Origin of the sequence: Actinomadura harenae (assembly GCF_003696215.1) — a bacterium.
Lineage (GTDB): Bacteria > Actinomycetota > Actinomycetes > Streptosporangiales > Streptosporangiaceae > Spirillospora > Spirillospora harenae.
The window spans coordinates 18,478-45,015 of the sequence record NZ_RFFG01000003.1 but is presented as its reverse complement, the minus strand read 5'-3'; the positions used below and the strand labels follow the sequence as shown (position 1 = coordinate 45,015).

The 26,538-nt window shown below is 73.1% G+C and carries 25 protein-coding genes and 1 riboswitch; of the genes, 12 read left to right on the top strand and 13 right to left on the bottom strand.

The window, feature by feature from the left end:
- Nucleotides 1–3 precede the first annotated feature (3 nt).
- Nucleotides 4–1,479, top strand: coding sequence for a dihydrolipoamide acetyltransferase family protein (locus EBO15_RS02375; RefSeq protein ID WP_122192619.1), 1,476 nt, complete (start codon nt 4–6; stop codon nt 1,477–1,479).
- Nucleotides 1,480–1,576: 97 nt separating this feature from the next.
- Here the strand turns inward: EBO15_RS02375 and EBO15_RS02370 are convergent, their stop codons facing one another.
- Nucleotides 1,577–1,819: a DUF6458 family protein gene (locus EBO15_RS02370; RefSeq protein ID WP_122192618.1), complete on the bottom strand. Its 243-nt coding sequence runs from the start codon at nt 1,817–1,819 to the stop codon at nt 1,577–1,579.
- Between the two features lie 227 nt (nt 1,820–2,046).
- Nucleotides 2,047–3,882 carry an acyl-CoA dehydrogenase gene (locus EBO15_RS02365; RefSeq protein ID WP_122192617.1) on the bottom strand — a complete coding sequence of 612 codons (1,836 nt, stop codon included), beginning with the start codon at nt 3,880–3,882 and terminating at the stop codon, nt 2,047–2,049.
- A gap of 297 nt (nt 3,883–4,179) precedes the next feature.
- Nucleotides 4,180–4,245, top strand: a riboswitch (guanidine-III (ykkC-III) riboswitch).
- Nucleotides 4,246–4,280: 35 nt separating this feature from the next.
- On the opposite strand from EBO15_RS02365, the gene EBO15_RS02360 reads away from it, so the two are divergent.
- From EBO15_RS02360 to EBO15_RS02350, 3 genes are all read left to right on the top strand, one after another.
- A complete protein-coding gene (locus tag EBO15_RS02360; RefSeq protein WP_122192616.1) occupies nt 4,281–4,607 on the top strand; it encodes a DMT family transporter in 327 nt (108 codons plus the stop codon).
- Between the two features lie 91 nt (nt 4,608–4,698).
- On the top strand, nt 4,699–6,159 hold the full coding sequence (locus EBO15_RS02355; RefSeq protein ID WP_122192615.1) for a hypothetical protein: 1,461 nt from the start codon (nt 4,699–4,701) through the stop codon (nt 6,157–6,159).
- 90 nt (nt 6,160–6,249) lie between these two features.
- Nucleotides 6,250–7,029 (top strand): SDR family oxidoreductase, encoded by a 780-nt coding sequence (locus tag EBO15_RS02350; protein WP_122192614.1) that lies wholly within the window; start codon nt 6,250–6,252, stop codon nt 7,027–7,029.
- Between the two features lie 66 nt (nt 7,030–7,095).
- Here EBO15_RS02350 and EBO15_RS02345 read toward each other — a convergent pair whose 3' ends face one another.
- Nucleotides 7,096–7,698, bottom strand: a complete 603-nt coding sequence (locus tag EBO15_RS02345) for a rhomboid family intramembrane serine protease (RefSeq protein WP_122192613.1) — start codon at nt 7,696–7,698, stop codon at nt 7,096–7,098.
- Nucleotides 7,699–7,964: 266 nt separating this feature from the next.
- Nucleotides 7,965–8,285 carry a WhiB family transcriptional regulator gene (locus EBO15_RS02340; RefSeq protein WP_122192612.1) on the bottom strand — a complete coding sequence of 107 codons (321 nt, stop codon included), beginning with the start codon at nt 8,283–8,285 and terminating at the stop codon, nt 7,965–7,967.
- Nucleotides 8,286–8,439: 154 nt separating this feature from the next.
- Between EBO15_RS02340 and EBO15_RS02335 the strand changes: the two genes are divergently transcribed.
- Entirely contained in the window at nt 8,440–8,940 is a 501-nt protein-coding gene (locus tag EBO15_RS02335) for a GNAT family N-acetyltransferase (RefSeq protein WP_233615871.1), read from the top strand.
- Nucleotides 8,941–9,044: 104 nt separating this feature from the next.
- On the top strand, nt 9,045–10,559 hold the full coding sequence (locus EBO15_RS02330) for a CYTH and CHAD domain-containing protein (protein ID WP_122192610.1): 1,515 nt from the start codon (nt 9,045–9,047) through the stop codon (nt 10,557–10,559).
- A 9-nt stretch (nt 10,560–10,568) separates the two neighbouring features.
- Here the strand turns inward: EBO15_RS02330 and EBO15_RS02325 are convergent, their stop codons facing one another.
- Complete coding sequence (locus EBO15_RS02325) at nt 10,569–11,546, bottom strand: NUDIX hydrolase (protein WP_122192609.1); 978 nt, start codon at nt 11,544–11,546, stop codon at nt 10,569–10,571.
- Nucleotides 11,539–13,629 carry an RNA degradosome polyphosphate kinase gene (locus tag EBO15_RS02320; protein WP_122192608.1) on the bottom strand — a complete coding sequence of 697 codons (2,091 nt, stop codon included), beginning with the start codon at nt 13,627–13,629 and terminating at the stop codon, nt 11,539–11,541. The genes EBO15_RS02325 and EBO15_RS02320 overlap by 8 nt, the downstream gene beginning before the upstream one ends.
- 416 nt (nt 13,630–14,045) lie before the next feature.
- On the opposite strand from EBO15_RS02320, the gene EBO15_RS02315 reads away from it, so the two are divergent.
- Nucleotides 14,046–15,647: a pentapeptide repeat-containing protein gene (locus EBO15_RS02315; protein ID WP_158628103.1), complete on the top strand. Its 1,602-nt coding sequence runs from the start codon at nt 14,046–14,048 to the stop codon at nt 15,645–15,647.
- Between the two features lie 711 nt (nt 15,648–16,358).
- Here the strand turns inward: EBO15_RS02315 and EBO15_RS02305 are convergent.
- Both EBO15_RS02305 and EBO15_RS02300 read right to left on the bottom strand, forming a co-directional pair.
- Nucleotides 16,359–17,510: a CU044_5270 family protein gene (locus EBO15_RS02305; RefSeq protein ID WP_122192606.1), complete on the bottom strand. Its 1,152-nt coding sequence runs from the start codon at nt 17,508–17,510 to the stop codon at nt 16,359–16,361.
- 19 nt (nt 17,511–17,529) lie between these two features.
- Complete coding sequence (locus EBO15_RS02300) at nt 17,530–18,099, bottom strand: RNA polymerase sigma factor (protein ID WP_233615870.1); 570 nt, start codon at nt 18,097–18,099, stop codon at nt 17,530–17,532.
- Nucleotides 18,100–18,416: 317 nt separating this feature from the next.
- Here EBO15_RS02300 and EBO15_RS02295 point away from each other — a divergent pair, with 317 nt between their 5' ends.
- Nucleotides 18,417–19,193, top strand: a complete 777-nt coding sequence (locus EBO15_RS02295; RefSeq protein WP_122192605.1) for a L,D-transpeptidase — start codon at nt 18,417–18,419, stop codon at nt 19,191–19,193.
- Between the two features lie 117 nt (nt 19,194–19,310).
- Nucleotides 19,311–20,144, top strand: coding sequence for a choice-of-anchor P family protein (locus EBO15_RS02290; protein WP_122192604.1), 834 nt, complete (start codon nt 19,311–19,313; stop codon nt 20,142–20,144).
- Between the two features lie 120 nt (nt 20,145–20,264).
- On the opposite strand, the gene EBO15_RS02285 is transcribed toward EBO15_RS02290, so the two are convergent.
- Nucleotides 20,265–20,666 (bottom strand): ATP-binding protein, encoded by a 402-nt coding sequence (locus tag EBO15_RS02285; protein WP_122192603.1) that lies wholly within the window; start codon nt 20,664–20,666, stop codon nt 20,265–20,267.
- 160 nt (nt 20,667–20,826) lie between these two features.
- The gene (locus tag EBO15_RS43510) at nt 20,827–22,509 is read right to left on the bottom strand and encodes a helix-turn-helix domain-containing protein (protein WP_199744285.1); all 1,683 of its coding nucleotides are present in this window, start codon (nt 22,507–22,509) and stop codon (nt 20,827–20,829) included.
- Nucleotides 22,510–22,701: 192 nt separating this feature from the next.
- Here EBO15_RS43510 and EBO15_RS02270 point away from each other — a divergent pair, with 192 nt between their 5' ends.
- Both EBO15_RS02270 and EBO15_RS02265 read left to right on the top strand, forming a co-directional pair.
- Nucleotides 22,702–24,390: a BTAD domain-containing putative transcriptional regulator gene (locus EBO15_RS02270; RefSeq protein ID WP_158628102.1), complete on the top strand. Its 1,689-nt coding sequence runs from the start codon at nt 22,702–22,704 to the stop codon at nt 24,388–24,390.
- Between the two features lie 54 nt (nt 24,391–24,444).
- On the top strand, nt 24,445–24,666 hold the full coding sequence (locus EBO15_RS02265) for a hypothetical protein (RefSeq protein ID WP_122192601.1): 222 nt from the start codon (nt 24,445–24,447) through the stop codon (nt 24,664–24,666).
- 8 nt (nt 24,667–24,674) lie between these two features.
- Here the strand turns inward: EBO15_RS02265 and EBO15_RS02260 are convergent, their stop codons facing one another.
- Nucleotides 24,675–25,445, bottom strand: a complete 771-nt coding sequence (locus tag EBO15_RS02260) for a methyltransferase domain-containing protein (RefSeq protein WP_122192600.1) — start codon at nt 25,443–25,445, stop codon at nt 24,675–24,677.
- Between the two features lie 2 nt (nt 25,446–25,447).
- Nucleotides 25,448–25,630 (bottom strand): DUF1737 domain-containing protein, encoded by a 183-nt coding sequence (locus EBO15_RS02255; protein WP_122192599.1) that lies wholly within the window; start codon nt 25,628–25,630, stop codon nt 25,448–25,450.
- A gap of 51 nt (nt 25,631–25,681) precedes the next feature.
- On the opposite strand from EBO15_RS02255, the gene EBO15_RS02250 reads away from it, so the two are divergent.
- Entirely contained in the window at nt 25,682–26,020 is a 339-nt protein-coding gene (locus tag EBO15_RS02250; protein ID WP_122192598.1) for an Imm51 family immunity protein, read from the top strand.
- Nucleotides 26,021–26,046: 26 nt separating this feature from the next.
- Here the strand turns inward: EBO15_RS02250 and EBO15_RS02245 are convergent, their stop codons facing one another.
- Nucleotides 26,047–26,517 (bottom strand): hypothetical protein, encoded by a 471-nt coding sequence (locus tag EBO15_RS02245; protein WP_122192597.1) that lies wholly within the window; start codon nt 26,515–26,517, stop codon nt 26,047–26,049.
- Nucleotides 26,518–26,538 lie beyond the last annotated feature (21 nt).

Sequence of the window (26,538 nt, the reverse complement as noted above, 5' to 3'; positions counted from 1 at the left end):
CCGATGACCGAGCGCAAGCAGTTCAAGCTGCCCGACGTGGGCGAGGGCCTCACCGAGGCCGAGATCGTCAAGTGGCACGTCAAGCCCGGCGACCAGGTCGAGGTCAACCAGACCATCGTCGAGATCGAGACCGCCAAGGCCGTCGTCGAGCTCCCGTGCCCGTTCGAGGGGACGGTCGGGGAGCTGATGGTCGAGGAGGGACAGACGGTCGACGTCGGCGTCCCGATCATCTCCGTCGACGTCGCCCCCGACGGCTCCGAACCCGCCGCCCCCTCCGCGAGTGCCGCGGCGGACACGTCCGAGGACCTGGTGCCTCAGGCGGACGAGCCGGGCGTCGTTCAGCCCGAGCAGCCTAAGCGGCAGCCCGTCCTCGTCGGCTACGGGGTCAAGCCGGGCGCGACCAAGCGCCGTGCGCGCAAGCAGGCCTCGCCGCCGCCCCCCTCCTCTCCTTCCCCGGCGCCCGCGGCTCCGGCCGCTGCTCAGGCGGCCCGTCCGGCACCCACGGCAGGCGGCGCGGGCACGGCGACGAGAAGTTACCCACAGGTTGTGGACAACGGACTGCCGTTGGCCAAGCCGCCCGTCCGGAAGATGGCCAAGGACCTCGGCGTCGACCTCGCGACGATCACCGGGACGGGCCCCCGCGGCTCCATCACCCGCGAGGACGTCCAGCAGGCGCTGGCCGCCCCCGCGGCGGCTCCCGTGGCGGCTCCCGGCGTCCAGGCGGGTGCCCCGGCCGCGGCGGCCGGTGTCCGTGAGGAGCGGATCGCGGTCCGGGGCGTGCGGAAGGCCACCGCGAACGCGATGGTCGCGTCGGCGTTCACCGCGCCGCACGTCACCGAGTTCGTGCAGGTGGACGTGACCCGCACGGTCGAGGCCGTCCGGCGCCTGCGCGACCTGCCCGAGTTCGCGGACGTGAAGATCTCGCCCCTGCTGCTCGTCGCGAAGGCGCTGCTCACGGCCGTGGCGCGCTACCCGATGGTCAACTCGACCTGGGTGGACGCCCCGAACCCGTCGAACGGCACGAGCGGCGGCGGCGCGGAGATCGTCGTCAAGCACTACGTGAACCTGGGGATCGCGGCGGCCACCGAGCGCGGACTGATCGTCCCGAACGTGAAGGACGCGCACACGCTCTCGCTGCCCGGCCTCGCCCGGGCGCTCGCGGAGCTGACCGCCACGGCCCGCTCCGGGAAGGCCACCCCGGCCGACCTGACCGGCGGGACGATCAGCATCACCAACGTGGGCGTGTTCGGCGTGGACACCGGGACGCCGATCCTCACCCCCGGCGAGTCCGCGATCCTCTGCATCGGGCAGATCCGCGACATGCCGTGGGTGCACGAGGGTGAGCTGGCCATCCGGAAGGTGACCACGCTCGCGCTGTCGTTCGACCACCGCGTCATCGACGGCGAGCTCGGCTCCAAGGTGCTCAGGGACGTCGGGGCGATGCTGGAGGACCCCCTCCACTTCCTCGCCTGGACGTAACCGGGCGCACCGGGAACGACGGGACGGCCGGGACGGGCACCAGCCCGCCCCGGCCGTCTCGTTCACCGAGCGCCACGCTGTCGCCTGGGCGGTGAGGTCACGGCGGGGGGCGGCGCTCGTCCCGGTAGGAGCGGTCGCGGTCTCGGTCGGGCGGGTCGCGGCGGCGGGGCTGGACGCCGGTCATCATCAGCAGCTGGAGCGCGAGGGTGATGCCGCCGACGATGATGAGGATCACTCCGATGACATGGATGTCGACCGGGTTCCGCATCGCGCTCGGCTGGATCGCGAACTTGAGGATCAGCCCGAGGGTGATGGTGAAGACGCTGACGCCGAGCCCCATGGGTGACCTCCGCCGTGCGAACCGCGGGCGTGCTCTCCTCGTAGCGTTCCCGGAGGTCATCCCGCGTACGCGGAACGGTGACGGAGCACCTACCCGCGGACACGGAGCCCGTTCCCACAGGCGTCGACACCCGGCCCACGAACGCGAGGCGCTCACCCGTGTCACACGCGAACGGCCCCCGCCGAAGATGCCGGGAGCCGTCGCTACTTCACTTGCCTAGGCGTGGATCAGAACGCCTCTTCGGCGAGCTCCATCACGTCGAGGTTGGTGGCCTCGGTGGCGGCGCGGTCGGAGGCGATCCGCGGCAGGACGGTCTGCGCGAAGAACTGCGCGGCCGCGACCTTGCCGGTGTAGAAGGCCTTGTCGGCGTCGGAGACGTCGTCGCCGCCGAGCTTGGCGAGGGCGACCTCGGCCTGGCGGAGGAGCAGCCAGGAGATGACGACGTCGCCGGCGGCCAGCAGGAACCGGGACGAGGTCAGGCCGATCTTGTAGAGCTCCTTCGGGTTCTCCATGGAGGAGATGGCCCACCCGATCATCGGGTTCAGGATGCCCTGCAGGTCGTCGAGGGCCTTGAGGAGCGCGGCGCGCTCGTTCTTGAGCCGGCCGTTGCCCGCCTCGGACTCGGCGAACGCCTTGATCTCGTCCGCGAGGACCTTCAGCGTGGCGCCCTGGTCGCGGAGGATCTTGCGGAAGAAGAAGTCCTGGCCCTGGATCGCGGTGGTGCCCTCGTAGAGGGTGTCGATCTTGGAGTCCCGGATGTACTGCTCGATCGGGTACTCCTGCAGGAAGCCCGATCCGCCGAGGGTCTGGAGCGACTCGGCGCCGAGCAGGGCGTAGGCGCGCTCGGAGCCGAAGCCCTTGACGATCGGCAGCAGCAGGTCGTTGATCTTCTCGGCGAGCTCGTTCCGCTCGCCCGCGTGCTCGGCGACCTGGACGGCGTCCTGGTAGGTCGCGGTGAGCAGGACCAGCGCGCGCATGCCCTCGGCGTACGCCTTCTGCGTGAGCAGGGAGCGGCGGACGTCCGGGTGGTGGGTGATGGTGACGCGCGGCGCGGCCTTGTCCGTCATCTGGGTGAGGTCGGCGCCCTGCACGCGCTCCTTGGCGTACTCGAGCGCGTTCAGGTACCCGGTGGAGAGCGTCGCGATGGCCTTGGTGCCGACCATCATGCGGGCGTTCTCGATGACGAGGAACATCTGCTTGATGCCCTCGTGGACGTCGCCGACGAGGGTGCCGACGGCGGGGTGCTTCTCGCCGAAGGTGAGCTCGCAGGTCGTGGAGACCTTGAGGCCCATCTTCTTCTCGACGTTGGTGACGTAGGCGCCGTTGCGCTCGCCGATCTCACCGGTCTCGAGGTCCACGTGGTACTTGGGCACGAGGAACATCGACAGGCCCTTGGTGCCGGGGCCGGCGCCCTCGGGGCGGGCGAGCACCAGGTGGAAGATGTTGTCGGCCATGTCGTGCTCGGCCGAGGTGATGAAGCGCTTGACGCCCTCGATGTGCCAGGTGCCGTCGGGCTGCTGGATCGCCTTGGCGCGGCCGGCGCCGACGTCGGAGCCGGCGTCCGGCTCGGTGAGGACCATGGTGGCGCCCCAGCCGCGCTCGATGGCGAGCTCGGCGAACCTCTTCTGCTCGTCCGTGCCGATCGTCCAGAGGAGCTTGGCGAAGGACGGGCCGCAGCCGAACATGTGGACGGCGGGGTTGGAGCCCAGCACCATCTCGGCCACCGACCAGCAGACCGTGCGCGGGGCGTTGGTGCCGCCGAGCGCCTCGGGCAGCTCCAGGCGCCACCACTCGGCGTCCATCCAGGTCTTGTAGGACTTCTTGAACGACTCCGGCATCGTCACCGTGCTGGTGGCCGGGTCGAACTTCGGCGGGTTGCGGTCGGCGTCGGTGAACGACTCCGCGAGGGGCCCCTCGGCGAGGCGGTTCACCTCGTCGAGGACGCTGCGGATGGTGTCCTCGTCCAGCTCGGCGTACGGGCCGCTGCCGAGCAGCTCCTGGCGATCGAAAACCTCGAAGAGGTTGAACTCCAGGTCCCGGAGGTTGCTCTTGTAGTGCCCCATCGAACACTCCGTGGGTTTCGGCGGCGGCTGAGGGCCCCGCAAGACGTACTGGTCAGTAACTCGTCATCATGCTACCCGCTGGTAACCAGGTGCAACCCGCAGTCCGCGGGCGTTTCGCCGACGAGTTCGCCGAAAGTGGCCCACCTCACAGATCACGGACATCGCCCGGCCGGAACAGGCCAGGCGGACCCGACGCACGCGTAACGGCAGGGCCGACACGAGGTGAAAGGCGGCGAACGGAAGACCCGCCCGGGGCGTCGCGCGAGGAACAACGGCCTCACCCGGCCCGTTGGACGAGGCGAGGGCCGACGTGCCCTCCCGGACGAGGAGCGCGCCGTACCCGGAAAGCGAAGACGACGCGTCGTGCACCGTCGTCGTCTTCGTCCGGGAGTCGGATCATGGCTTGGGTCCTCATCGTCGTCGCGGGTCTGCTCGAGGTCGCCATGGCCTCCTGCCTGAAGCTCAGCAAGGGCTTCAGCCAGTTCTGGCCGTCCGCGGGGTTCCTCTTCTTCGCCGTCGCGAGCTTCGGGCTGCTCAGCCTCGCCCTCAAGTCCCTCGACGTCGGCACCGCCTACGCCGTCTGGACGGGCATCGGCGCGGTCGGCACCGCGACCGTCGGCATCGTCGCCCTCGGCGACGACGCGTCCCCGCTGCGCCTCGGCGCGCTCGCCCTCATCGTCCTCGGCATCATCGGCCTGAACCTGGCCGGCTCCAACGCGCACTGAGACCCGGCAGGTTTCCAGCGCGCACTGACCGATCGCCCGAAACGCGGCGATAGGGAACCTCTGGGACGGTTCGGGCGTCGTACTCCTCGCGATGAGCGAACCCCCCGGCCTCACGCCCGCGGAACGCCGCGTCTGGCATGCCTTCCCGACCGGCGCGGAGATCGTATTCGGGGACGGCCTGCCGACCGGCCCCGATCCGAACCGGACCGTCCGCGCCCAGGTGATCAACCAGCTGCTGCTCGGCGGGGGCGAGACGCGCGACGGGTTCGTCGCCGCCGTCCGGCTCCGCGGGGCCTACGTGATCGGGCAGGTCGACCTGTCCGGCGGGACCGTCCGGCACGAGCTGCGGCTCCGCTTCTGCCGCCTGCTCGAACAGCCGCTCGTCACCAACTGCCGCACCAGCACGCTCCGGTTCACCGACTGCCTGCTCCCCGGCCTGGACGCGGGCGGCCTCCACGCCGACGGGACGGTCAGCCTGTCCCGGTCGGTGTTCGAGGGCGGGATCAAGCTGCCTCGCGCCCAGCTCCTCGGCGGGCTCACGCTGAACGACACGGTGATCACCGAGACCGTCCCCGAGCGGTGGGCGGTGTTCAGCGGCGGGATGATCGTCGAGGCCGGGTTCTTCGCCCGGAACGCGACGATCACCGGCGGCGTCCGGCTGGTCGGGGCGCGGATGAACGGCGGCCTGTTCATGGAGGGCGCGACCCTCTCCAACCCCGGACGCATCGCGCTGGACGGCGAGAACATGGTGGTGCAGGACGCCGCCGAGCTCTCCAAGGGCTTCCACGCGGAGGGGACCGTCCGGCTCCGCAACGCGCGGATCAACGGGACGCTGTCGTTCGACTCGGCCGTCCTCGACTCGACCGACCCGGGCCGGATGGCCCTGCACGGCAGCCACATGGTCGTGGACGAGCTGCTCATGAACCTCGCCGAGCCGATCAGGGGCCGGCTGTCGCTGTCGTACTCGCGGATCGACGTCCTGATGGACCATCCGCGGATCTGGCCCGAGCGGATCTACCTCGACGGGCTCGTCTACCAGACGCTGCGCGGCAAGGCCACGCCGAAGGACCGGCTGCGCTGGGTGTCCCGCGACCCGCAGTTCCACCTCCAGCCGTACGAGCAGCTCGCGGCCTGGTACCACGGCATCGGCCACGACGACGTGGCGCGGAGGGTGCAGCTGGCGAAGCTGCGGGCGCGGCGGCGGCGCCTCGGCTCGGTCGCCCGCGCCTGGAGCCTCGTCCTCGACTGGACGGTCGGGTTCGGGTACCGGCCGTGGCTGGCGTTCGCATGGTTCGCGGCGCTCGTCGGCGTCGGCACGGCGGTGTTCTCCGCCGACCACCCGCACCCCATCAAGGACACCGTGGAGCTGCCGCACTTCCACGCCCTGGTCTACAGCCTCGACCTGCTCATCCCGCTGGACTCGTTCGGGCTCCAGGGCTCCTACGACCCGGTCGGCTGGACGCGCTGGGTGGCGTACGCGCTGATCACGGCCGGCTGGGTGCTCGCGACCGCGCTCATCGCCGGGGTCACCCGCGTCCTCCGCCCCGAATGAACGACCGGGCAGGCGGAACAGGCAGGGGGCCGGGGGAAAAGTCGCGCGGGCCGCGTCGATCATGTTGAGTGGGACCGCGAGGGGAGAGTCATGGGCACCTATCTGATCACCGGCGCGACCGGGGGCATCGGCGGCGCGGCCGCCGAGCTGCTGCGCGACCGTGGGCACGAACTGATCCTGACCGGGCGGTCGCCGGAGCGGCTGGCGGCCGTCCAGGCGCGGCTGTCGGGGGGCGCGCACGCGCGCACGCAGGAGATCCGCCAGATCAACGCGGACCGGGCGGCCGGGCCGGCGGGGGGTGGCACGGGCACGGCGACCGACGCGCGCGTGACGACGCTGCCGCTCGACCTCGCCGCGCCGCGCCGGCTGGAGGCCGCGCTCGCCGCCGCCGGGCTCCCCGCCCGGCTGGACGGCCTGGTCTACGCGGCCGGGGTCGCGCACCTGGACACGGTCGCGGAGACCGAGTCCGACGAGTGGATCGAGCACCTGTCGGTGAACCTGGTGTCGGCGGCGGAGCTGACCCGGCTGCTGCTGCCCGCGCTGCGCGCCGCGCGCGGCCAGATCGTCTACGTGAACTCGACGGCCGGGCTGCGCGCGAACCCGCGCTGGGGCGCGTACGCGGCGAGCAAGTGGGGCCTGCGGGCGCTGGCCGACTCGGTGCGCGCCGAGGAGCCGGAGATCCGCGTGACGTCGTTCTTCCCGGGACGGACGGCGACGGAGATGCAGCGCCGCGTCCGCGCCCAGGAGGGCGTGGCGTACGACCCGTCCGACTTCGCGTCGCCGGAGACGATGGCCCGCACGGTCGTCGCCGCCCTGGAGACGCCGCACGACGCGGAGATCACCGAGATCGTCGCCCGCCCCCGCCCCTGACCGTCGCGGATGGGCGCGGGATCGGGCGGTGTGGGATCACGCGGTGTGGAGTCAGGCGGTGCGGGATCAGGCGGTGCGTGACCTGCGGAGCATCCAGGCTCCGAGGACGCCGCCGATGAGGCCGAAGAGGTGGCCCTGCCAGGAGATGGTGGGGTCGCTCGGCAGGACGCCGACCAGCATCGTCCCGTAGACGGCGACGACGGCGACCGCGATGACGATGTCGAGCAGGCGGCGTTCGAACAGGCCGCGGCCGATGAGGTAGCCGAAGAAGCCGAAGATCAGGATGCTGGAGCCGAGGGTCAGCGCGGAGCTGGTGAACCAGACGCCGAGGCCGCCGACCACGATGATGACCAGGGACGCGGCGAGGAACCGGGCGATGCCGCGGACCGCGGCGAGGAAGCCGAGGATGACGAACGGCACCGTGTTGGCCATCAGGTGCCCGAAGCCGACGTGCAGGAACGGCGCGGTGAAGATGTCGGGCAGGTCGCCGACGTCGTGCGGGTGGATGCCGTACTGGTCGAGGCGTCCGTTCGCGACGTAGTCGATGCCTTCGAGCACCCACATGCCCGCCGTGACGAGCAGGATGAGGGTCGCCGCGGCCAGGGCCCTGGTGCCCTGCCCGGCCAGGCCCGTGCTCTCACTCTCCCGTTGGACCGGGGAGTAGCTCATCTTTTCCCACCCCGTCGCCGTGTGTCGGACTGTCGCCGTCCTGTCAACGATCGTCCCCCGCCCGGGCGTTCCCGTCCAGGGTGCGTTCGCTGGGGCGGACGTCGCGTCCCAGACGCCGAAACCGCCGTCCGCGTCAGTGCGGACGGCGGGAGAACGTGACGTTCGACTCGGTGTGGGCGTCTGCTGGGGTCCGCTGCGGTCCGCTTTCGGCCAGACGGCCTCGGTCGTCGGTTCCGGCGGCGGGTTCCGGCAGGTGCGGCGGACGGCTAGGCGGCGACCTCGGCGATGTCGCCGCGGACGGTGATCGCCGGCAGGTGGTGCCGGACGGGCGCGTCGGCGCGGCGGCGGAGGAGGCGGCGCTCCTCCGGGGTCGTCCCGCCCCAGACGCCGTCGGGCTCGCCGACGCGCAGGGCCCACCGGAGGCAGTCGGCGACGACGGGGCAGTTGGCGCAGATGGCTTTGGCCTGGCGTTCCTGCTCGCGAAGGACGGGGGCCGCGTATCCGATGGGGAAGAACAGGTCCGGATCGGCGCCACGGCAGATGGCGTGGTCGCTCCAGTGTTCTTCGGCGGCGTTGGGGTTCGGCATGAGGCTGTGCTCCCTGCGACGGCCCGGCAGGTCACGCCGGGCGGTTCGGGATGGGGTGGTTGTCCACCCAACGTAGTACTACGAACCGTAGTACTACAAGTCGCGGCGCCGGGTGGCGTGAACCGGCCGGAAATCGTGCGGATAACCTGTCGGCGTGCGCCCAGATCGAGATGTGACCTTCCGCGAAGCCACCCGCGATGACCTGCCCGTCGTCGTCCGGCTGCTGGCCACCGACCCGATCGCCGCGAACCGCGAGTCGGTCGGGGACGCGACCGGGGAGGCGGGCGTGCCCGAGGCGTACTTCACGGCCTTCGCCGCGATCGAACGCGACCCGAACAACTCGGTGATCGTCGCCGAGCTGGACGGCGAGATCGCCGGCTGCCTCCAGCTCACCTACATCCCCGGCCTCACCTACACCGGTGGCGAGCGCGCCCAGATCGAGGGCGTGCGGGTCGCCGCCGAGCAGCGCGGGCGGGGCATCGGCCAGCTGATGGTCGGCTGGGCGATCGAGCAGGCCCGGACGCGCGGGTGCCGGCTGGTCCAGCTGACGACCGACCGGCAGCGCCCCGAGTCCATCCGCTTCTACCAGAAGATCGGCTTCCGCCCGTCCCACATGGGGATGAAGTACCACCTGGACGTGTCCGAGTCGTCCTGACCCGGCCGGGGTCAACGGTCCTCGGGGATCGAGGGGTGTCGTCGTGATGGTCGTCATGAAAAGCTGACTGAACGGACAGTGGTACGACACCCGGAGGCCCTGCCGTGACCGAGAGCCATCTGGAGATCGAGCGCAAGTACGACGCCGCCGCCGACTTCACGCTGCCGGACCTGTCCGGGCTGCCGGGCGTCGAGGGTGTCCGGGACGCAGCGTCCGTGCGGCTGCACGCCGCCTACTTCGACACCGCCGACCTGCGGCTCGCCGCGCGCGGGATCACCCTGCGCCGCCGGCGCGGCGGCGAGGACGCGGGCTGGCATCTCAAGCTCCCCGCCCCGGCCGGACGGCTGGAGGTCCGCGCCCCGCTCGGCCGCGCCCGCTCCGTCCCCGGGCGCCTCGCCTCCCTCGTCGCCGCCTACACGCGCGGCGCCCCCCTGCGGCAGGTCGCCGCCCTCGACACCGACCGCCGGACCACCCTCCTCCTGGACGCGGACGGCGCCCCGCTCGCCGAGGTCGCCGACGACGCGGTCGTGGGGACCGTCCTGGACGCGGAGGCGGTGACCACGCGGTGGCGGGAGGTCGAGGTCGAGCTGGTGAACGGCCCGCCGAAGCTGCTGGCGGCCGCGGGCAGGCGGCTCCGGAAGGCCGGGGCGCGCGAGTCGTCCGCGTCGTCCAAGCTCGCCCGCCTGCTGGACGGCAGGATCGAGCGCCGCGGCGGTGTCCCGAAGGCCGAGGCGAAGGGGCGGTGCGTGGGCGACGTCGTCGTCGCGCGCCTGTCCGCGCAGGTGGACGCGCTGCTCCGGCATGATCCGGCGGCCCGGCGCGGCGAGGACGACGCCGTCCACCAGATGCGCGTCGCCGCGCGCCGGGCCCGCGCCGTCCTGCGCGCGTACGCGCCGCTGTTCGAGCGCGAGCGTGTCCGGCCGATCGGGGACGAGCTCAGGTGGCTGGGCGGAGTCCTCGGTGAGGTCCGCGACCTGGAGGTGCTCCGGGCGCGCCTGACGAAACGCGTCGGGGAACTCGCCCAGGCGGACCCGGCGGCCGAGCCCGTGGCGGCCGAGCGGGTGGCGGCCGAGCGGGTGGCGGCCGTGCCGTCCTGGCTGGACGATCTGGCCCGGCAGGAGCGGGCCGCGTACCGGCGGATGAACGCCGCGCTGGGCGGCCTCCGGTACTTCGCGCTGCTCGACGCGCTCGATGCGCTGGTCGCCGAGCCGCCGCTGACCGCCCGCGCGCGGCGTCCGGCGGACGAGGAGTTCCCGGGGTTGCTGGACCGGTCGCGGCGGCGGCTCGTCCGGGAGCACGACGTCCTGACCGGTGACCCCGAGGACGTCGAGACGGCGCGGCACGACGTGCGGAAGGCGGCCAAGCGCGTCCGGTACGCGGCGGAGACGGCCGTCCCGGTCCTCGGCGCGGACGCCGAGCGGGCGATGCGGGACGCGAAGGCCGTGCAGACCGCGCTCGGCGAGCACCGGGACGCGCTGATCACGATGCGCCGGATCGAGGAGATCGCGGCGGCCGTCCGCGACCCTGCCGAGGCGTTCGCGCTCGGGCGGATCCACGAGGTCGAGCGGCGGGCCGCCGACGCGTCCCTCACTCGTTTCGCCGCCGCCTGGAACGCCTGACCGGCCCCCCTAAACGCGGGCCTCGTGGTGTTCCAGCGCGGCCAGCGAGTCGCCGGCGAGGTGCGCGACCCAGAACGCGCCCTTGCGCAGGGACGCGTCCTCCGGCGGCTTCTCCCCGAACCGGCGGCACAGGCCGTCGACGAGTCCGCTGACGACCTCGCCGTGCGTGCAGACGATCAGCGGGCCGTCCGCGGCGAGCGCCAGCAGCCGGTCCAGGGCGCGGTCGGGCGAGGTCTCCCCCACCGTGAACGCGAGGTCGGTCGTCACGTCGGCGCGCGCCCGCCGCGCGTACGGGAGGACGGTCGCGACGCAGCGCGCGGTCGCCGAGCTCACCACACGCGCGGTCCCGAACATCTGGAGGAGGGGCGCGAGCCGGGCGGACTGGACGCGTCCGCGCTGGTCGAGCGGGCGGAGTTCGTCGGGTTCGCGCCAGTCGCGCTTCCCGCCCGCGTCGCCGTGCCGGACGATGACCACCGGGCGGGTGCGGCGCGGCCCGGCCGTGAACGCGCGCAGCAGGTCGCGGTCGAGGGAGTAGCTGAGCCGCCGGTCCGCCTCGTCCGGGGGGAGCCACTCCAGGGCGTCCACCTCGTGGTTCGGGACGAACGCGGGCCCGGTGGACGCGACGGCCGACGCCGCCCACCAGTCCACCCTCTTCGGACGTCCCTGGACAAAGTAGTCCGCGGACGGCAGCCGCCGCCCGAGCTCCGTGACGAGCCCGGTCTCCTCGGCGATCTCCCGGACGGCCGCGCGCAGCACGTGCTCGCCCCGCTCCACGTGGCCCTTCGGGAACGTCCAGTCGTCGTGCCGGGGCCGGTGGATCACCGCGACCTCGAGGCCGTCACGCTCCGGCGGGGCGTCGCGCCACACGAGGCCGCCGGCGGCGTGGACGGCGTCCGGCTCGGGCGGGATCCGCGAGAGGAGCGCGCCGCCGTCCTCCTCGTCCGAGGCGGGGCCCCCCGCGTCCGTCCCGGGTCCGGGGTCACGCATCGACGGTCTTCCAGCGGTGCGAGCGGACCAGGTGGGTCTGGATGTCGAGGAGCTTCTCGCCGGGCGCGGCGGCCCGGCGGGCCCAGTCGCCGTCGCCGTCGAGCCACCAGGAGCCCGTGCCGTCGTCCATCGCGAGGTCCAGCAGCTCGACGAGCCGGTCGCGCTGCGCGCGGTCGGCGACCCGGACGAGCGCCTCGACGCGCCGGTCCAGGTTGCGGTGCATGAGGTCGGCGCTGCCGATCCACACCTCGGGGTCGCCGTCGTTCTCGAACGCGTACACGCGGGAGTGCTCCAGGAACCGGCCGAGGACGCTGCGGACCCGGATCGTCTCGGACAGGCCGGGCACGCCGGGGCGCAGCGCGCAGATCCCGCGCACCCACACGTCCACCGGGACGCCCGCCCGGGACGCCTCGTACAGCGCGTCGATGACGACCTCGTCGACCAGGGAGTTGCACTTGATGCGGATCCGCGCGGGACGGCCCGCGCGCCGTGTGCCGGTCTCCCGTTCGATCCGCTCGACCAGGCCCGGGCGCAGGGACCGCGGCGCGACCAGGAGCCTGCGGTAGCCGTCGTTGCGCGAGTAGCCGGTGAGGTGGTTGAACAGCGCCGACACGTCCTCGCCGACGCCGGGGTCGCTGGTGAACAGGCCGAAGTCCTCGTACAGGCGGGCGGTCTTGGAGTGGTAGTTGCCGGTGCCGATGTGGCAGTAGCGGCGCAGGACCCCGTCGGCGTCCTGCCGGACGACCAGGGCGATCTTGCAGTGCGTCTTCAGCCCGACGAACCCGTACACCACGTGGCAGCCGGCCTGCTCCAGCTTGCGCGCCCAGGCGATGTTCGCGCGCTCGTCGAACCGGGCCTTCAGCTCGACGACGACCACGACCTGCTTGCCCGCCTCGGCGGCGTCGATGAGCGCGTCCACGATCGGGGAGTCGCCGGACGTCCGGTACAGCGTCTGCTTGATCGCCAGGACGCGCGGGTCGGTCGCGGCGTCCTCGATCAGCCGCTGGACGGTCGTGGTGAACGAGTCGTACGGGTGGTGGACGAGGATGTCGTGCTCGCGGATCGCGCCGAAGATCGAGCCGTCCTGCGCGATCGCCTCCTTCGACGGGACGAACGGCGGGTAGCGCAGCTCGGGCCGGTCCAGATCGGCGATCGCCGACATCCCGGCGAGGTCGAGCGGGCCGGGCACCCGGTAGATCTGGTCGTCGTCGATGGTCAGCTCGGTGGTGAGCAGCTCCAGCACGGCCGGGGAGATCGACTCCTCGACCTCCAGCCGGACGACCGGGCCGAACCGGCGGCGCAGCAGCTCCCGCTCGAGCGCCTGGAGCAGCCCCTCGCTGATGTCGTCGTCGATCTCCAGGTCCTGGTTGCGGGTGACGCGGAACGCGTGGTGCTCCAGCACCTCCATGCCGGTGAACAGCTGCCCGAGGTGCGCGGCGATGACGTCCTCGAGCGGGGTGAACCGGTCCGGGGACGCCTCGATGAACCGCGGCAGCACCGGCGGGACCTTGACGCGCGCGAACATCGACGTGCCGGTCTCGGGGTCGCGGACGATCACCGCGAGGTTCAGCGACAGGCCGGAGATGTAGGGGAAGGGGTGCGCCGAGTCGACGACGAGCGGGGTGAGGACGGGGTAGATCCGGTCCCGGAACAGCCGCCGCATGCGCTCCTGCTCGGTGTCGGCGAGCTCGTCCCAGCGCAGGATCTCGATGCCCTCCTTGGCGAGGCCGGGCAGCAGCTCGCCGCGGAAGCACGCGGCGTGCCGCAGCATCAGCTCGTGCGCGACCTGGGAGGTGCGTTCCAGCACCTCGCGGGGGCGGCGGCCGGACGCGGACTTGACCGCCAGGCCCGTCGCCATCCGCCGGGTCAGGCCGGCGACCCGGACCATGAAGAACTCGTCCAGGTTCGACGCGAAGATCGCCAGGAACCGGACCCGTTCGAGCAGGGGCAGCCCGGGGTCCTCCGCCAGCTCCAGGACCCGCTGGTTGAACCGCAGCCAGCTCTCCTCCCGGTCGAGGTAGCGCTCGTCGGGCAGCGCGTCCGGGCCGGAGGTATGGGGGAAATGTCCTGGATTGACGGTCATGCGGCACATGCTCCCCGGTCAAGGTGAACGGTGATGAAACGGCTGAGTCTCGTCCCCCGTTTGCGGCGCTTGTGGCGGTTACTCCCGATCATGCCCGCCGAAGAGCGTGATCACTCGGCCCCGCGGACCTCGGATGATCGACGTTCACCCCAGGGCCGATCGACGTTCGCCCGACCCCGCGGTCAGCGCCCACCCCTCGCCCGAGGGGCGTTCCAGACAGGTCCGAACATGCGTTCCGGACAACCTGATCAACCTCTTCTCCGGCCGTGTCCGGACCGGGACCGCCGTGAACCCCCACGTACGGCGGGGCGTCCACCAGAAAAGACAGGATCTCGTCGCCGATCGGCGGCGGGGAGTAACGACCTGTCCACAGAGAGAGATTGGGACGGGAACCATCCGTGGGTAGAACCAGAGACGTGGCCCCTCAGGAAACCGCCCTCGCATCGCTCGCCGTCGCCGCCGCGCCGTCCGCGGCGACCGTCCCCTGGCCGCGCTGCCGCGCGGTCTTCGGCTGCTCCGGACGCGTCGTCGAACCGTTCCGCGGCTGCCCCGCGCACCTGCGCCCCGGCGAACGGGCGCTGTTCGTCGGGCGGCTGCGCCCCGGCGGCGACCTGGACCTGCGCGGCGTGACCGTCCCGGCCGACCTGCTGTCGGACGTCCTGGACGCGCTCACCGGCCCGGACCGCCGCCCGCACCTCGGCCGCACCCGCCTCGACGGGGCGGTGCTGCCGTCGGCGGCGTCGCTGCGCGGCGCGTGCTTCGAGGGCGACAGCTCCTTCGACGGCGCGGCGTTCGTCGGCGGCGTGTCCTTCTACGACGCCCGGTTCTTCGGGAACGTGTCGTTCCGCGGCGCCCGGTTCGGCGGCAACGCCTCCTTCCACCAGGCCCGCTTCCACCGGCACGCCGCGTTCACCGAGACCGTGTTCGCCGGCGACGCCCTGTTCGGCGAGGCGACCTGGGTCGCCGACGCCGACTTCACCCGCGCGGTGTTCATCGGCGCCGCCGCGTTCGACCGCGCCCGCTTCGGCCGCGACGCCGGGATGCAGGCGGCCTGCTTCGGCGGCGCGCTGTCCTGCCGCCGCGTCCGGGTCGGACGGCACGCCCGGTTCGACCGCGCCCGCTTCCGGCGCGGCCTGTGGCTCGGCCCGCTCACCGCCGGGGAACGGCTCGTCCTGACGGGCGTGTCCGCGCACGGCGGCGTCCAGGTGCAGGCCGGCGCGGGCCGCATCGAGGCGGACGGGCTGACCGTCCGCGGCGACGCCGACCTGCGCGTCCGCGGCGGCGACCTGGACCTGACCGGCGCGGTCTGCTTCGGGCGGCTGCGCGTCCGCGCCCAGCAGCGGCCGTTCTGCGGCCTGCCCGAGAGCGCGGGCGAGGTCCCGGCCGTCCGGGTGCTGTCGGTCCGCGACGTCAGCGCCCCGCGCGTCGACCTCACCGACGTCGACCTCAGCGACTGCCGGTTCCTCGGCCTCGAACACCCCGACGACCTGCACATCCGCGGACGCTGCGCGTTCGCGTCCCGGCCCGGCCGCCGCGCGCTCACCGGACGCGCCCGCGACCGCGCCGTCCTCAGCGAGGACACCGGCGCCGAACCCCCGTCCCGGCTGGCCGTCCTGTACCGGCAGCTGGCCCGCGCGACCGCCGACGCCGACGGCGGCCCGGCCCGCGACTTCCGCTACCGCGCGCTGGAGCTGCGCCGCCGCAGCGACCCCGACCAGTGGCACCGCTGGGCCCTCCACCTGCTGTGGATCACCTGCGGCTACGGCCTCCGCGCCGGGCGGACGGTCGCGTGGGCCGCCGTCCTCGCCGCGCTCGTCCTCGGCGGCGCCGGCCTCATGGGCCACACCCACCGGCACGCCGCCGCGCATCCACGCGGCGGGCACCACCGGGCCGGACCCGATCACCACAGGCCGGCCGGAAGCCTCGCCCGGCGCGTCCCGGCCCGGACGGCCGAGGCCACCGAGGACGCTCCGGGCGCGCCCCGCCGAACACGCGGAACGACCGCCCGGCGCCTCTGAAACGGCACGATCGCGATCGTCTTCCGAGCCCTCGCCTAACGCCCGCGGACAGGTGACCTAACCTCCCGGATCCGCCGCCTTTACCGTCGGACTACGGCACGACACACGGCGTTCACTGGGCCGAACGCGTCAAATGTCAGACCCTTGGGTAATGATGCGGAGTATGAGCAGGGAAACCCACCAAGGGTTGCGGTGCCCGCACTGCGAAACGCCCCTCACTCTCGTCACCGCGCCCACTCACGACCACTCGCCCGCCACACCTGACGCATTCCCCCCTCCTCCCCCGGCCCCCGCTCCGACCACGATCGGCACGGGGCTGCCCCTCCGGGTGCGCGACGAATCACCACCCCCGGTCGCCGAAGTCCTCGCCGAATACGCCGGACGTTCCAAAGACCCCCTCATCAACGCCCGCGGAATGGCGCGCGTCCGGGAAAGCCTCGAACGCGGCCGCTCCGCCGCCGCCCAGCGCCGCCTCGCCCAGCGAACCGCCCGCCGCACCATCCGCTCCGCTTAGAAACCCGCAGGCGGCAAACGGGCGCGGTGGGTAAACGGCGCGGTGGCAAGCCGGCGTGGGCGGTAAACGGTAAAGCGCCGCGCGGGTGGCGCGGCGCTCGTTCCGAGTGACCGGTGTTCCTCGGGTTTCAGGTGTTCCCTGGGGGTCCGGTGTTCCTTGGGTCCCGTGTTCCTTGGGTCCGGTGTTCCGGGTGCCGATCAGCTCGGCGCCACGGCCGTCCATTCCGTGGTGACCAGGGACGAGTTCAGCACCGTTCCCGCCCGGACACCCGGGTAGCTGGAGCTCGCCTTGACCAGGACGTCCTCCTCGCCGAGCCCGCGGCCCGCCGACGGGTCGACGATGAGGCGGGTCTGGTGCAGGTCCCCGTACGTCGTGGGACGGGTCAGGCCGATCGCCACGCCCTGGCGCCCCTGGCCGTCGGTGACGCGGCCGAGCGAGACGACCGACGGGAGCCCGGCGAGCAGCCGGAACGCCGCCGCCCGCACCTTCGGCGTCACGGGCATGTCGGTGACCAGCCCCCGGGCGACGTCGAACAGCCACTCGTCGCGGGTGCTCTTCTGTCCCTCCGCCTCCGTGCCGTGGCCCCGGTACCACTTCGACAACTGTGACTTGAGCTTCTTCGGGTCGGCCGGAAGCTCCCTGACCTGCTTCATCGTCACGTTCCGGCCGAGCCAGTACACCTCGCCGGAACGCACCGGAGTCTGTCGCGTACGGGCCTTGCCCGGAGCCGCCGTCAGCCCCATCTGCTTGTAATGCCCGCCTCCGGCGGGCAGCTTCAGCGTCCAGGACGTCGGAGAGCCCGCCTTCCGCCATAGGACCTTGTCGGCGTTCGTGGCGGGGTGCGCCCCGAGGTCCTGGTCCCGCGTCACCAGGGACCCGGCCGGATCGTTCGGCGTCCAGGCCTCCGAGCGGCTCTCGGAGGCCACGGTGTAGGCGGACGCACCGGTCCCGGCCCGCACGAACTGGCACTGCACCCGCGACACCCGCCAGTACGCGCCGGACGCGGCGGGCTGCCGGTCGGCGGTCTCGGCCGCGGTCAGCAGGGCGTTACGGCCGGTGAGCTGCAACGCCGCGTCGTGCTTGCTCAGCGGAGGGGCGTCGCCGCCGTCGCCGCCGCCGGTCGGGACGAGCACCGCGGCCGCGACGGCCGCCGCCGCGACACCGGCCACCCCGATCCCCCACACCGGGCGGACGCGCCGCCGCGCTGGGGCCGTCACCGTCGTTCCTCCGTGCGCGCCGTGCCGGGCGCGCGCCAGTTCCCGCTCGCGGGTCGCGGGGTCGACGGGGGCGTTCGGGTCGAGATCGTCGGGTCGGGCGTCCATCAGCATCCTCATCGCGTCGCGCTTCATGTTCCTGCCTCCTCGCGTGTCAGGCCGCATGGCCGACCCGCTCCACTCCCTGATCACGTTCCGTCCTCGGCGTCCGGGCGGGGGCGGCCGCCGCACGCTGCGGTCCGTCCTGCTCGACGGCCTGCTGGAGGCGGCGGCGGGCCCGGTGGAGCCGGACCCGGAAGGCCGTCTTCGAGCAGCCGAGGACGCGGGCCGCGTCGCGCGGCGTGAGCCCCTGCCACGCGGTGAGGATCAAGATCTCCCGGTCGTCCGCCGACAGCCCCGCGAGCGCCCGCAGCACCCCCAGCCGCTCGGCGACCTGCTCCGCGACGTCCCCGGCCGGGCCGGGCGCGTGCTGCCACAGCTCCTCGGCGACCTCCGCGCGCCGGACCTCGGCGCGGTGCCCCTCGCGCAGGACGTTCCGCGCGACGCCGAGCAGCCACGGCAGCGCCGGCTCCGGCACGTCCCCGATGCGCCGCCAGGCGATCGCGAAGGTCTCGCTCACCACCTCGTCGGCGATCTGCCTGCCCGCCCGCGCGGTGGCGTACGCCCACACGCGCTGCCGGCAGGCGTCGTAGATCGCGGTGAACCGCTCTTCATCGGCCGTCACCTGCTTCTCCGTCCGTCCCGGTGTGTTCCGTCACCAGGTAGTGGTGCGACGGAGGCCAGTGTTACCGGCGGGATCGCGGGACGTCGCGGGGCGTCGCGGCACCCCGGACGCCCGGTCCGAGCGGATTTCCCCGACTTTCGGCCGAATTCCAGTAATTGAAGGGAATTGATCGACGTTCATCGATCAGCCACGGAAACGTTTCCCGGTTTCCCACTACGGCACCCCTTCCCCACCGCTAGCATCCCGCGAGTTGGCGATCGCCGACTCCTTTAACCCCTTCCTCAAGGAATGGGAAAGACTCTTCCCGGAGGGAATCAATGAACAGACGCGCCGTCCGGTCCGGGGTGCTGCCGCTTGCGGCGGCACTGCTGCTCGGCGGATGCGGCGGACAGGGCGGGGGCCACGCGGGCGCGGCGTCCGGGCCCGGCGGCAAGGGGGCGGACGCGCCGGAGGCGACGACCTTCGCGACGCTCCCCGGCGCCCAGGCCGACCCCGCGCCGGACGCGGACACCTCCGGCCTCGTCGTCCACCCGGACGCGGCCCGGCCGGTCCTGGACCGTCCCGGCGGGAAGCCCGTCGCGGTCCTGCCGCCCACCGAGCTCAGCGGGCCCACCTGGGTCCCCGCGGTGCAGGCGGACGGCGACTGGCTGCGCGTCCTGCTGCCGAGCCGCCCGAACGGCGCGACCGGCTGGATCACGACCCGGGGCGGGGGGCTCCGGACGGCGCACACGCCGTACGTGATCAGGGTGGACGTCACGCACCGCGCGCTGACCCTGCTCAAGGACGGCAAGCAGGTCGGCCGCTGGACGGTGGCCGTCGGGGGGCCGAGCACCCCGACGCCGCCCGGCCGGACCTTCGTCATGGCGTCGCTCGCCCCGGCGAAGCGGACGCCGAGCCCGGTCGTCCTGCCGCTCGGCACGCACTCGGCGACGCTCGACAGCTTCGGCGGCGGACCGGGCACGGTCGCGCTGCACGGCTGGCCGGACGCCTCGGTGTTCGGCAAGCCGGTCACGCACGGCTGCGTCCGGGTTCCGCCGGACGCGCTGCGGCAGTTGTCGGGGGTCCCGCTCGGGACCCTCGTCCACCTGACCTGATCTCACCGGCCTGATCTCGCCGGCTGATCTCGCCCAACCTTCACCGGACGGGCCTCCCCGGCCGCGCTCCCGCCGGCCCGTCCCGATCCCTTTCGCTTTCTCGAACGGAGAACATCCATGCGCTTCGGAACGGCCACCGCACGTCTGACCAGGGCCGTCGTCCTCGCCACGGCGGGCGGCCTGCTCGCCGCGAGCCCCGCGTTCGCGGCCGCCCCCGGCGACGCGTCCGGGGACTCGACCGGCACGGCGGCCGCCGTGCCGGGCCAGGGCAGCGCCTTCGGCCTCGCCCTGAGCGGTCCGGTCCCGCTCGCGCCCAAGCCCACCGTCGCCTCGGCGAAGGGCACCCGGCGCGCGTCCATGCTGAACGAGCAGCGCAGCAAGGTCCTCAAGGCCGCCGCGCTGGACGTCGCCGCGTCCCCCGACAAGTCCCAGGCCAACGTCGCCCGGCTGCGCGTCCCCGGCGCCCAGCTGGCCGCCGAGGCCGTCCGCGCCCACTGCGACGGCGCGAAGGGCGCGTCCAACCTGGTCGGGGCCACGATCGGCGGGAAGCGCCTGCCGGTCGCGCCCGCGCCCAACACGACCGTCCCGGTCGACATTCCGAAGCTGGGCCGGGTCGCGCTCGTCCTCAACAAGCAGGAGCGGACGCCGAACGGCACGCGCGTCACCGCGATGGAGCTGACCACGCCGCTCGCCCACCTCGGCCCCGAGGTCGTGCGCGTGTCCTCGGTGACCTGCAACGCCGCGAACGGGCCCGGCCCCGGCGGCAACGGGCAGCCCGGTGGCCCCGGCCAGTCCGGTGGATCTGGACAGGCTGACGGTCCCGGCCGGCCCGGTGGTCCCGGCCACCCGGGCGGGAAGGGCGCGCACGTGATGCGGGCGCCGTCCACCAACGGCGTGCACGAGGCCCCGCGTCCGAAGCCCGTCCGTCACGAGCTCGCCGTCACCGGCTGACGTCATGGGAGCCGTCAGCGGCTGACGGCTTGAGAAAGGCCCCGTCTCCCGTTTCCTGGGGGCGGGGCCTTTTCCGTTCCAGCCGAATAGCGACCGTCTTCGGCGGTCCTTTACCGGTGGTCAGTCGAAGGACTTCTCGAAATGGACGACCGACCCCTCCTTGTCGGCGCGTCCGCTGATCTCCAGGTCGTCGGTGAACGCGTGCATGAGCGTCAGTCCGCGGCCGTTCTCGTCATGGACGGGATCATGCGTCCCGGTCCAGCTCTGCGGGGCCTCCCCGCCGCCGCCGTCGATGACGTCGACGACGCAGCGGCCCGGGTCGAGCTGGGCGCGGATCTCGTAGGCGGCACTGGACACGGCGTGCTGGATGACGTTCGCGCAGGCCTCGCCCAGGGCCAGCGCGATGTCGGCGCGGACGTCCGAGCCGACCCCGAGCCCGCGGAGCGAGGCGTCCAGCGTGTGCCGTGCGAGGGGCGCGCTCTCCGCGTCCCTGGGCAGGGTCATTTCGATGACGACCTCCATGGGGCCCGCCTCCGTTCCCTCGATGGGAGCAGAATTCCCGGCACGCACCACGGGAAACGCCTGGTACCGGCAATGTGACCGTGACCGTACGCAATGTGAACGCTGACCGGCGTCATCCGGAAGGGCCTCCTTGGCCCAATCCGTCCGTGGCCTCGGGAAATCAGCTCGACGTGAGGAAGACGGGCGCCTCGGTCACTCGGAGATTGCTTCCGGCGGGGATCGTCGCGGTCGTGCCGTCCAGCCTGTGGACGACGACGGAGCGCGCGCCGACCGGCATCGTCACGCCGCCGCGCGCGGACCAGCGGATCGTCCCGGTCGTGAACCGGCACTGCCAGACGCCGGCGGGCAGGCCGTCGGCCGTCCCGTGTCCGCAGCTCTGGACGGACGCCCCGGCGAGCCACCGCTCCAGCGTCTCGACACCGCGCGCGGCGGGCGTCGGCGGCTCGCCCTCCACCTGCAGGACGACCGGGACGCGGCTGCCGCCCCAGTTGTAGAAGTACGTCCGGCGCAGGTCGAGGTCGAGCCCGTAGAGGCCGACGAGGAAGAACCGGACGGCGAAGTCGCGCGCGTCGTCGTCCTGGAGCCGGTCGAGCAGCGGGACGTCGAAGTTCGGTCCGGTGTCCCAGAGGGGGATGCCCGTCCCGGCCGCGTGCAGCGTCCTGTTGAGGGACTCGAGCACCGGGACGAGCGTTTCGGGCGGGTCGTGCGGGCCGCGAGGGAACAGTTTGATCCCTCCGGCGTCACACTTCCGGTAGCCGCCGAGCTCGGCGAACCGCGCCACGAACGCCAGGCCGTCCTGGCTGGTCAGACGCCCCATCGAGGGGCAGACGACGGTCGCGCCCGGATCGGCCGCCTTGATGATCCCGGACGCGTGGTCGACCATCGCGACCAGCGAACGCGGATCCCCGTTGAAGAAGTGCCGGTCGTTGGCCGAGTCCCAGAGCTCGTACGCCTCCAGGCGGCCCTTGTACCGGCGGGCGAGCGCGCGGACGAACGCGTCCCAGTCGGCGAGGTCGTCCGGCGGCGCGGCGCGGGACCCGTCGGTGTACACGGTCGGCGGGCCGCCCGGCGCCGCCCACCGCGGGGTGCCGCCGAACGTGTAGAGCGCGGGGAGCCCGGCTCGCCGCGCGCCGTCGACGAGCCGGTCGAGCGGCGCCCAGCGGTACGTCCCGCGCCGCGGTTCGAGGTCGGCCCAGCGGGTCGCGCCGTCCCAGAACCGCACCCCTCCGACCCGGAAGGACGGCATCGTCCCGGTGTTGCTGTTGATCGTCACGCCGAACATCGAGGACGGCACGGGCCACGCCGCCCACGTCCACCGGCCGCCGGGATCCGGCGGGCCGTCCGGCGCGTCCCGCCGCGACACGCCGAGCCACACGCCCGCCCCGGCCAGCACGGCGACCGCCGCCACACCCCCGGCCACCCGCAGGAACCGCGGCCGTCTCCACCACAGCCGTTTCGACCATGGCCGTTTCGACCATGGCCGTCTCCACCACCGCCGCCCCGTCTCGGGCCGAGGCAGAGGCGGAGGCGGAGGCGGAGGCGGAGGCGGAGGCTCGTCCGGGACGGGCCGGTCCTCCTCGATCGCGCGGCCCTCGGCGACCGCGACGGCGATCGTCCAGCGGCGGAAGAGGTCGTTGAGCTCGCGCGGGGACGCGCCGCACTCCCTCGCGAACGCCAGGACGATGTCGTACCTGTCCTTGTCCGGGACGCTCACCCCCGTGCAGTAGCGGTGCAGGGTGGAGCGGCTCGTGTGGGTGCGGCGGGCGAGCTCGGCGAAGCTCAGCCCGCTGCGCTCCTTCAGCTCCGACAGCAGCCCCGCGAGGCTCTCGGCTCCGTCGTCCACCGCTCTCCTCCCGCTCGCGCCGGGGGCGGACCGCGCACAGCATGCCACGGCGTCCCAACCTTCGACCATCACCGCAGGTCGGCACCGGTGGGACCGTCCCACGGCCGGAACCGCTTGCCGCCGCCCCGCGCGCCGATCCACGCTTCTCTCGAGGGGCCGCCTGCCGAGACCGGCGCGGAGCGGAGGGGGAGCGTGATCCACGTGGGCGAGAGCGGACCGGCGACGGTCGCCCTGGAGTTCGCCGTGCTCGGACCGCTGGAGGTCCGGCACGACGGGCGGGCCGCGCCGCGCGGCACCCCGAAGGTCCGGGCCGTCCTCTCGGTCCTGCTCTGCCGCGCGGGCCGGACGGTCCCCGTCGACACGCTCCTCGAGGCCCTCTGGGGCGACGCGCCGCCGAGCAGCGCCCTCAAGAACGTCCACGGGTACGTGCACACGCTGCGGCACACGGTCCTGGGCGACCCGGCGCGCGTCGAACGGCGCGGCGACGGCTACCGGCTCGTCGTCCACCCGGGCGAACTGGACGTGGACCGCTTCGAGGCCCTCGTCCGCGAAGGACGCGCCGCCACCGACCCGCGCGAGGCCGCCGCACTGCTCAGGGGTGCCCTCGACCTGTGGCGCGGACGCGACGCCTACGAGGACGTCCCCGAGACACCGCCCACCCACCTGGACGCGCGCCGCCTCGCCGAACTACGCCTCGGCGCCCTCCTGGACTGGGCGGACGCGGAACTCCGGCTCGGCCGCGCGAGCGACCTCGCGCCCCGCCTCGTCGAACCGACCGCCGAGCACCCGCTGAACGAGGAGCTGTGGGCCCGGCTGATCACCGCGCTGCACGCGTGCGGCCGGACCGCCGACGCCGTCGCCGCGTTCGAGGACGCCCGCCGCGTCCTCGCCGAGGAGGCCGGCCTCGCCCCGGGACCGCGCCTGTGCCGGCTGCGGCAGCGCCTCTCCCCGCCGTCCGCCCGCCGTTCGCCGCAGGACCTGCGGACCGCCGAGGAGGCCAGCGCCACGGCCTCCGAGCTGCTCGCCCCGCTGAACCTGGACCCGGTGGGCGAGACGTCGTTCCGCGGCTCCCTCAACGCCGTCAAGGCGGGCCCGCTCGTCGTCGGACACCTCCGCTGCACCCCGCACACCGTATCCCGCGGACCGCGGGCGATCAGCTCCACCGACCGCGACCTGCTGAAGGTCGTGCTGAACCGCTCCGCGTCCCGGATCACCGTCCACCAGGACGGCCGCGAATCCCGGATCGGCCGCGGCGACCTGGTCGTCTGCGACATGACCCGGCCGTACACCATCAGCGTCCCGGGACCGTGCGACGTGACGTTCCTCGGCGTCCCGCGGCCCCTCCTCGGCGACCGCGCGGACGCCCTGGCCCGCCGCACCGCCCTCCGCCTCCCGTCCGACGCGGGCCTGACCTCCCTCATCACCACCTGCCTCGCGGGCGTCACCGACCGCCTCGGCACCCTGCCCTCCCCCGCCGGACGCCACCTCGCGGACGCGCTGACCTCCCTCGTCCTCGCCGCGCTCACCGCCTCGACGCCCGAACGCGCCGAGACCCCGGCCGGGCTCGCCGACCGCGTCCTCGCCTACGCCACGGCGAACCTGCACGACCCGGCGCTCTCGGTCGAGTCGGTCGCGGCCCGGCACGGCATCTCCCCGCGCCACCTGCACCAGCTCCTCCGCGACCGGGACCTGACGTTCATGCGCTGGGTCCGCCGCGAACGCCTGTCCCGGATCCGCCGCGACCTGCTCGACCCGGCCCTCGCCCACCGCTCCGTCGCGTCCATCGCCGCCCGCTGGGGCGTCCTGGACGCCGCCCACGTCAGCCGCGCCCTCAAAGCCGAGTACGGCCAGACCGCCGCCGACCTCCGCCACTCCGCGTAACGGCGCGGCGAACAGGGAAGAACCCCCAGGTCAGCACAGCATTCGGGGGGAACGTTGAACGCGACCGAGACCAACCTGGAACGCCTGATCGAGCACGCCCAGGCCGAACTCCACTGGCGCCGCCGCCGCGACGACGAGAAGGCCAACATCGCCGACCACTCCAAGGACTTCTCCAAGGTCCTGGAGAACGCCGACAAACTCGACCACTACGCGGGCCTCGTCCACGACGAGCACGACAACGAGTTCAAGGACGGCTGGCGCACTACGTCCACCTGAACCGCCGGCTACGCGCCCGGCCCGGTCCCCGGCTTCCGCGCCTCGATCAGGGTCCGGGCCGAGTGCGCGACGAACGGCCCGTCCCGCCGGATCCGCTCGTCCAGTTCACGCAGCCTGTCGCGATGCCTCTCGACGGTGAACCCGGGCACGATCCAGATCACCTTGCGCAGGAAGTAGACAACGGCGCCGATGTCGGAGAACTCCATCCGCAGCCGTTCGGTCCGCAGGTCGACGATCTCCAGCCCCGCCGCCCGAGCGGCCGCGCCCTCCGCCTCCGGATCCCGCAGGCTCCGCGCCTCCGGCTGCGGCCCGAGGAACCACTCCGTCACCTCGAACACGCTCGCCGGGCCGACGTGCTGCGCCAGGTACGTCCCGCCGGGCTCCAGCACCCGCGCGATCTCGTCCCACCACACCGTCGCCGGATGCCGGGACGTGACCAGCTCGAACGCGCCGTCCGCGAACGGCAGCGGCGGCTCGTCCGGCGTCGCGACGACCACGACCCCGCGCGGCCCCAGCAACGCCGTCGCCCTGGCCGCGTTCGGCGGCCACGACTCGGTCGCCGCCATGGTCACCGGCAGCCTCCCGGCCAGCGCGAGCACCTCCCCGCCGCCGGTCTGGACGTCCAGCGCCGACCGGACGTCCGCCAGCCGCGCGGCCATCACGCCCGCGTACTCCCAGGACGGCCGCGCCTCGGTGGCCCGCCCGTCCAGCCAGGAGAAGTCCCACCCGTCCACCGAGACCCCGGACGCCTCGGCGACCAGCTCCTCGAATCCGCGCATCCTCAGGCGTCCCGGTTCCGGACCAGCGCCTGAGCCACGATGACCCGCTCCCCGTTGAACGTCACGGAAGGCGGCCCATGCAGTTCGTATCCCAGATCCAGCGCCTCGCTCACCCGCCGGCAGAACGCGGCGTCGTCGGGCCCTGTCAGCACGCGGTACCGCGGCAGTTCACGTTCCTCGCTCATGCCGCGATCTTACGAACCGGGACTGTCACACCTCTCTGCGATGCTCCGCCCATGACCTCGGTGAGACTGATCGAAACCAGCCCCGGCTCGTTCTCCCTGCTCCTGGACGCGGGAACCAACCAGGTGGACGAGCTGGTCGAACAGCGCGGCCACGAACCGAACGGCTACTTCTGGGAAGGCGTCGCCCGCTTCCTGGTGACCACCGAGGCCCCGTCCCTCCAGGACCGCGTCTCCTACGACCCCGAGGGCAGCATGTTCTGCGCCTACGGCACCGACCGTCCGGCCCTGGAGGAACTGGGCACCCTCCTCACCGACCTCGCCACCACCCCCACCCGCATGGACGCCCTCATCACCGCCGCCAAGGCCGCCGACTTCGACTTCGACGACTGAGGAGCGTCCTCCTCGGAGCCCCCTGCCTAACCCGGCGGCTCCCGCCTCAACGGCCCGTCCGCCACACCAAGCTCCCCCCGAGCAGCTTCCATGAACGCGAACCGAAGCTCCCGCTTGGACGACCCACCCTCCACAGCAGCACGCCCACGAACCAACGCATCCAGCGCATGCGTGTAGTCATGCGCCGCCTGCGCAACCCCCGGCGAACACACCAGCTCAGGAACCTTCTTCGCGAGCCAGAGCTTGTGCAGCAGGTCCCACGCCTCGGGCTCCTCCACCCGCTCGCCCATGGAGCGCCTGTCCAAGCACATTTCCACCTGCTGCGCCGCGGCGAGGAACTCCATGAGCGCCTCTTTTCGCTCCGACCGCTCCGCCTTGGCCTGCTCGAACGTCGTCCGCCGCACCTCGACACGCGTCGAGAGGTACTGACCGACCAACGACCCGGCGGACCCGAGCGCGACTCCCGCCAGCGGCAACACCGTCGTCGACACACTCATGGCGCTGGGACGCCCCAGCCC

Excerpts from the sequence above, each read along its gene's own strand:
- EBO15_RS02255 (WP_122192599.1), bottom strand. The coding sequence starts at position 25,630 with ATGAGCGAGGAACGTGAACTGCCGCGGTACCGCGTGCTGACAGGGCCC.
- EBO15_RS02340 (WP_122192612.1), bottom strand. The coding sequence starts at position 8,285 with ATGCCGAACCCCAACGCCGCCGAAGAACACTGGAGCGACCACGCCATC.
- EBO15_RS02295 (WP_122192605.1), top strand. The coding sequence starts at position 18,417 with ATGAACAGACGCGCCGTCCGGTCCGGGGTGCTGCCGCTTGCGGCGGCA.
- EBO15_RS02365 (WP_122192617.1), bottom strand. The coding sequence starts at position 3,882 with ATGGGGCACTACAAGAGCAACCTCCGGGACCTGGAGTTCAACCTCTTC.
- EBO15_RS02370 (WP_122192618.1), bottom strand. The coding sequence starts at position 1,819 with ATGGGGCTCGGCGTCAGCGTCTTCACCATCACCCTCGGGCTGATCCTC.
- EBO15_RS02355 (WP_122192615.1), top strand. The coding sequence starts at position 4,699 with ATGAGCGAACCCCCCGGCCTCACGCCCGCGGAACGCCGCGTCTGGCAT.
- EBO15_RS02260 (WP_122192600.1), bottom strand. The coding sequence starts at position 25,445 with ATGCGCGGATTCGAGGAGCTGGTCGCCGAGGCGTCCGGGGTCTCGGTG.
- EBO15_RS02320 (WP_122192608.1), bottom strand. The coding sequence starts at position 13,629 with ATGACCGTCAATCCAGGACATTTCCCCCATACCTCCGGCCCGGACGCG.
- EBO15_RS02375 (WP_122192619.1), top strand. The coding sequence starts at position 4 with ATGACCGAGCGCAAGCAGTTCAAGCTGCCCGACGTGGGCGAGGGCCTC.
- EBO15_RS02285 (WP_122192603.1), bottom strand. The coding sequence starts at position 20,666 with ATGGAGGTCGTCATCGAAATGACCCTGCCCAGGGACGCGGAGAGCGCG.
- EBO15_RS02250 (WP_122192598.1), top strand. The coding sequence starts at position 25,682 with ATGACCTCGGTGAGACTGATCGAAACCAGCCCCGGCTCGTTCTCCCTG.
- EBO15_RS02350 (WP_122192614.1), top strand. The coding sequence starts at position 6,250 with ATGGGCACCTATCTGATCACCGGCGCGACCGGGGGCATCGGCGGCGCG.
- EBO15_RS02290 (WP_122192604.1), top strand. The coding sequence starts at position 19,311 with ATGCGCTTCGGAACGGCCACCGCACGTCTGACCAGGGCCGTCGTCCTC.
- EBO15_RS02325 (WP_122192609.1), bottom strand. The coding sequence starts at position 11,546 with ATGCGTGACCCCGGACCCGGGACGGACGCGGGGGGCCCCGCCTCGGAC.
- EBO15_RS02345 (WP_122192613.1), bottom strand. The coding sequence starts at position 7,698 with ATGAGCTACTCCCCGGTCCAACGGGAGAGTGAGAGCACGGGCCTGGCC.
- EBO15_RS02245 (WP_122192597.1), bottom strand. The coding sequence starts at position 26,517 with ATGAGTGTGTCGACGACGGTGTTGCCGCTGGCGGGAGTCGCGCTCGGG.
- EBO15_RS02305 (WP_122192606.1), bottom strand. The coding sequence starts at position 17,510 with ATGAAGCGCGACGCGATGAGGATGCTGATGGACGCCCGACCCGACGAT.
- EBO15_RS02360 (WP_122192616.1), top strand. The coding sequence starts at position 4,281 with ATGGCTTGGGTCCTCATCGTCGTCGCGGGTCTGCTCGAGGTCGCCATG.